Here is a 5,335-nt window from a genome sequence, read left to right as displayed (position 1 = left end):
GATACGGAGGCTTCTTCTAAAACGGCGACTACCTACTCTCCCACTGTTACGCAGTACCATCGGCGTGACCGGGCTTAACTTCTCTGTTCGGAATGGGAAGAGGTGGAACCCCGGTGCTATAGTCACCTGAATAAGGCAGACATGATGTAAAAAAAAGAAAAGGAACTGAATGTATATATCCCCCATACCGGGGCAAGACTGAAAGTGAACGGGCAATTAGTAATGCTCGGCTATGACATCGCTGCCTTTACACCTGCATCCTATCAACGTCATCGTCTTTGACGACCCTGAGAAATCTAATCTTGTGGCTGGCTTCGTACTTAGATGCTTTCAGCACTTATCCAATCCCGACTTAGATACCCGGCAATGCACCTGGCGGCACAACCGGTAAACCAGAGGTCAGTCCAACACGGTCCTCTCGTACTAGTGTCAGAGCCACGCAAATTTCATACGCCCACGATAGATAGAGACCGAACTGTCTCACGACGTTCTGAACCCAGCTCGCGTGCCACTTTAATGGGCGAACAGCCCAACCCTTGGGACCTTCTCCAGCCCCAGGATGTGACGAGCCGACATCGAGGTGCCAAACCCCTCCGTCGATATGAGCTCTTGGGAGGGATCAGCCTGTTATCCCCGGAGTACCTTTTATCCTTTGAGCGATGTCCTTTCCATACAGAAACACCGGATCACTATGCTCTAGTTTCCTACCTGATCGACTTGTTAGTCTCCCAGTCAAGCGCCCTTATGCCATTACACTCTACCGACGGTTACCAATCGTCGTGAGGGCACCTTTAGAAGCCTCCGTTACGCTTTTGGAGGCGACCACCCCAGTCAAACTACCCACCAAACAGTGTCCCCGCATCAGCGGGTTAGAACTCAAATAATCAAAGGGCCGTATTTCAACAGCGGCTCCACAAATACTGGCGTACCTGCTTCGAAGCCTCCGGCCTATCCTACACATCAATTACCCAAATTCAATGTTAAGCTATAGTAAAGGTTCACGGGGTCTTTTCGTCCCATCGCGGGTAATCGGCATCTTCACCGATACTACAATTTCACTGAGCTCACGGTTGAGACAGCGTCCAGATCATTACACCATTCGTGCAGGTCGGAACTTACCCGACAAGGAATTTCGCTACCTTAGGACCGTTATAGTTACGGCCGCCGTTTACTGGGGCTTCAATTCAATGCTTCTCTTGCGATGACATCTCCTCTTAACCTTCCAGCACCGGGCAGGTGTCAGGCTGTATACTTCATGTTTCCATTTCGCACAGCCCTGTGTTTTTGTTAAACAGTTGCCTGGACCTATTCTCTGCGCCTCGCCGTTAAACGAGGACCCTTTATCCCGAAGTTACAGGGTCAATTTGCCTAGTTCCTTAACCGTGAATCACTCAAGCGCCTTAGTATATTCAACCCGACTACGTGTGTCCGTTTACGGTACGGGTACCTGAAGGATTAAGTTTAGCGGATTTTCTCGGGAGTATGCTTACATGCACTATCGGATTGTTCTGAAGAACGCTCCGTACTCTCAGGTTCGACTCTGTCTGCGGATTTGCCTGCAAACATCAACATCTACACCCTTTAACCATCTATTCCGTCAGATGGCGGCATTGTCACTGCTCCGTCTCCACGTCACTCCTAAAGGTAGTACCGGAATATTAACCGGTTCTGCCATCGGCCTCGCCGTTCGGCTGAGCCTTAGGACCCGACTAACCCTGATCCGATTAGCGTTGATCAGGAAACCTTAGTCTTTCGGCGAGGGGGTTTCCCACCCCCTTTATCGTTACTTATACCTACATTTGCTTTTCCACACGCTCCAGCAAAGCTCACGCTTCACCTTCAACGCCGAGTGGAATGCTCCCCTACCGATGTTTACACATCCCAAAGCTTCGGTAGAATACTTAATGCCCGATTATTATCCACGCCAAACTCCTCGACTAGTGAGCTGTTACGCACTCTTTAAATGAATGGCTGCTTCCAAGCCAACATCCTAGCTGTCTTAGCAATCTGACTTCGTTAGTTCAACTTAGTATTCATTTCGGGACCTTAGCTGTTGGTCCGGATTGTTCTCCTTTAGGACATGGACCTTAGCACCCATGCCCTCACTCCTGACATAGAACTGACACGCATTCGGAGTTTGTCAAGACTTGATAGGCGGTGAAGCCCTCGCATCTTATCAGTCGCTCTACCTCATGTCAGTATAAGTCAAGGCTGCACCTAAATGCATTTCGGGGAGTACGAGCTATCTCCAAGTTTGATTAGCCTTTCACCCCCACCCTCAAGTCATCCAGAAGCTTTTCAACGCTTATTGGTTCGGTCCTCCAGATGGTGTTACCCATCCTTCAACCTGCTCAAGGGTAGATCACTTGGTTTCGCGTCTACTCCTTCCGACTATACGCCCTGTTCAGACTCGCTTTCGCTTCGGATCCGAATCTGAGATTCTTAACCTTGCCGGAAAAAGTAACTCGTAGGTTCATTATGCAAAAGGCACGCCGTCACCCCAAAAGGGGCTCCGACCGCTTGTAGGCGCATGGTTTCAGGAACTATTTCACTCTTCTGTTCGAAGTGCTTTTCACCTTTCCTTCACAGTACTGGTTCACTATCGGTCTCTCGGGAGTATTTAGCCTTACCGGATGGTCCCGGCAGATTCACGCAGAATTCCTCGTGCTCCGCGCTACTCAGGATACCACTAGGCTTCGGTTGGCTTCGCATACGCAGCTATCATGCTCTATGGCTGTACTTTCCAGAACATTCTGCTCACCAACTTTCTTGCCACAACGTGGTCCTACAACCCCAGCTATGCCGTAACATAGGTGGTTTGGGCTAATCCCCGTTCGCTCGCCACTACTAGGGGAATCATTATTTATTTTCTTTTCCTGCAGGTACTAAGATGTTTCAGTTCCCTGCGTTAGCCTCCAACTTGGTTGGATGATTGGTCTTCAACCAATCGGGTTGTCCCATTCGGAAATCTCCGGATCAAAGGTCATTTGCACCTACCCGAAGCTTATCGCAGCTTATCACGTCCTTCATCGCCTCCGAGAGCCAAGGCATCCGCCATGCGCCCTTGCTTACTTTTAGTCTTACCGACAACGTATGGTCGATATATACTTTCAGCTTTAACTTTACTTTTTTTCAGTTACATCATGTCAAAGATCGTTTTCAATTGGCAATTGAGAATATACAATTGGCAATTGAAGAGTGGAGAATAACGGATTCGAACCGTTGACCCCCTGCGTGCAAAGCAGGTGCTCTAGCCAGCTGAGCTAATCCCCCTCGTTCGGAGTAGTCCCAGGCAGAGTTGAACTGCCGACCTCTACATTATCAGTGTAGCGCTCTAACCAACTGAGCTATAGGACTGTCAGTCAAACCCTCGCCTTGCGGCTCGGCTTCTTCTTTCTCTTTATATATATAAACAAGTACTTGCAGTACAAGAGGTTCCGATGGAAGTAATTTCTAAAAGAACCAACTTTTTTTTCCGTAGCGTCGCTCCAGAAAGGAGGTGTTCCAGCCGCACCTTCCGGTACGGCTACCTTGTTACGACTTAGCCCCAATCACCAGTTTTACCCTAGGACGCTCCTTGCGGTTACGTACTTCAGGTACCCCCGGCTTTCATGGCTTGACGGGCGGTGTGTACAAGGCCCGGGAACGTATTCACCGCGCCGTGGCTGATGCGCGATTACTAGCGAATCCAGCTTCATGGAGTCGGGTTGCAGACTCCAATCCGAACTGAGAGAGGTTTTTGGGATTAGCATCACATCGCTGTGTAGCTGCCTTCTGTACCCCCCATTGTAACACGTGTGTAGCCCCGGACGTAAGGGCCGTGCTGATTTGACGTCATCCCCACCTTCCTCACATCTTACGACGGCAGTCTCAATAGAGTCCCCAGCATCACCTGATGGTAACTATAGATAAGGGTTGCGCTCGTTATGGCACTTAAGCCGACACCTCACGGCACGAGCTGACGACAACCATGCAGCACCTTCACAGCGGCCCGAAGGCTGGGATGTTTCCACCACATTCCGCTGCAATTCAAGCCCGGGTAAGGTTCCTCGCGTATCATCGAATTAAACCACATGTTCCTCCGCTTGTGCGGGCCCCCGTCAATTCCTTTGAGTTTCACCGTTGCCGGCGTACTCCCCAGGTGGAATACTTAATGCTTTCGCTTGGCCGCTGACATTGTATCGCCAACAGCGAGTATTCATCGTTTACTGTGTGGACTACCAGGGTATCTAATCCTGTTTGATACCCACACTTTCGAGCATCAGCGTCAGTTACACTCCAGTGAGCTGCCTTCGCAATCGGAGTTCTTCGTGATATCTAAGCATTTCACCGCTACACCACGAATTCCGCCCACCTATGCTGCACTCAAGGATACCAGTATCAACTGCAATTTTACGGTTGAGCCGCAAACTTTCACAACTGACTTAATACCCCGCCTACGCTCCCTTTAAACCCAATAAATCCGGATAACGCTCGGATCCTCCGTATTACCGCGGCTGCTGGCACGGAGTTAGCCGATCCTTATTCATACGGTACATGCAAAAAGCCACACGTGGCAAACTTTATTCCCGTATAAAAGAAGTTTACAACCCATAGGGCAGTCATCCTTCACGCTACTTGGCTGGTTCAGACTCTCGTCCATTGACCAATATTCCTCACTGCTGCCTCCCGTAGGAGTTTGGACCGTGTCTCAGTTCCAATGTGGGGGACCTTCCTCTCAGAACCCCTATCCATCGTGGGTTTGGTGGGCCGTTACCCCGCCAACTGCCTAATGGAACGCATCCCCATCGATAACCGGAATCCTTTAATAGTAACCCCATGCGGGGAAACTATGCTATCGGGTATTAATCTTTCTTTCGAAAGGCTATCCCCGAGTTATCGGCAGGTTGGATACGTGTTACTCACCCGTGCGCCGGTCGCCATCGATTGAAGCAAGCTTCAATCATGCTGCCCCTCGACTTGCATGTGTTAAGCCTGTAGCTAGCGTTCATCCTGAGCCAGGATCAAACTCTTCATTGTAAAAGTATTGTTAATCATTCCCGAAGGAATGGTTCTTGCTCTGTTCAGGACGCTCGAATTTAAAAAAGTTTTCAATTACCTGTCTTCATAACCATCTATTGACAATTACAAACAAGTATTGACGGTTCTTTTTATTTTACCCAAGTCTTTCTTGTCGCCAAGAAGACTTGCTCTTGTACTACTTGTATTGTTTATGTAAATCTCTTCAAAGATCGCTTCTTTTTCGGTTGCTCTTCTTTTTCAAAAGCGGATGCAAAGGTAAGGACTTTTAAGTATATCTTCCAAATATTTCCGGAAGTTTTTTTTCTTTTTCTTT

At 48.9% G+C, this 5,335-nt stretch carries 2 tRNA genes and 3 rRNA genes; all 5 read right to left on the bottom strand.

The features are described from left to right. Positions 1-19: 19 nt before the first annotated feature. Positions 20-130 (bottom strand): 5S ribosomal RNA (gene rrf, locus KG118_RS17210). A gap of 66 nt (positions 131-196) precedes the next feature. Further along, positions 197-3,078 (bottom strand): 23S ribosomal RNA (locus KG118_RS17205). A 121-nt stretch (positions 3,079-3,199) separates the two neighbouring features. Beyond that, positions 3,200-3,273, bottom strand: a tRNA-Ala gene (locus KG118_RS17200). A 10-nt stretch (positions 3,274-3,283) separates the two neighbouring features. Beyond that, positions 3,284-3,357, bottom strand: a tRNA-Ile gene (locus KG118_RS17195). 135 nt (positions 3,358-3,492) lie between these two features. Next, positions 3,493-5,019: ribosomal RNA gene (locus KG118_RS17190) — 16S ribosomal RNA — on the bottom strand. Together the 16S, 23S and 5S rRNA genes with 2 tRNA genes alongside form the textbook arrangement of a ribosomal RNA operon. Between the last annotated feature and the right edge of the window lie 316 nt (positions 5,020-5,335).

Source organism: Bacteroides propionicigenes (assembly GCF_018390535.1).
Taxonomy (GTDB): Bacteria; Bacteroidota; Bacteroidia; order Bacteroidales; family Bacteroidaceae; genus Bacteroides; species Bacteroides propionicigenes.
Note: the sequence above shows the minus strand (reverse complement) of the source record. Positions and strands in the feature narration are given on the sequence as shown.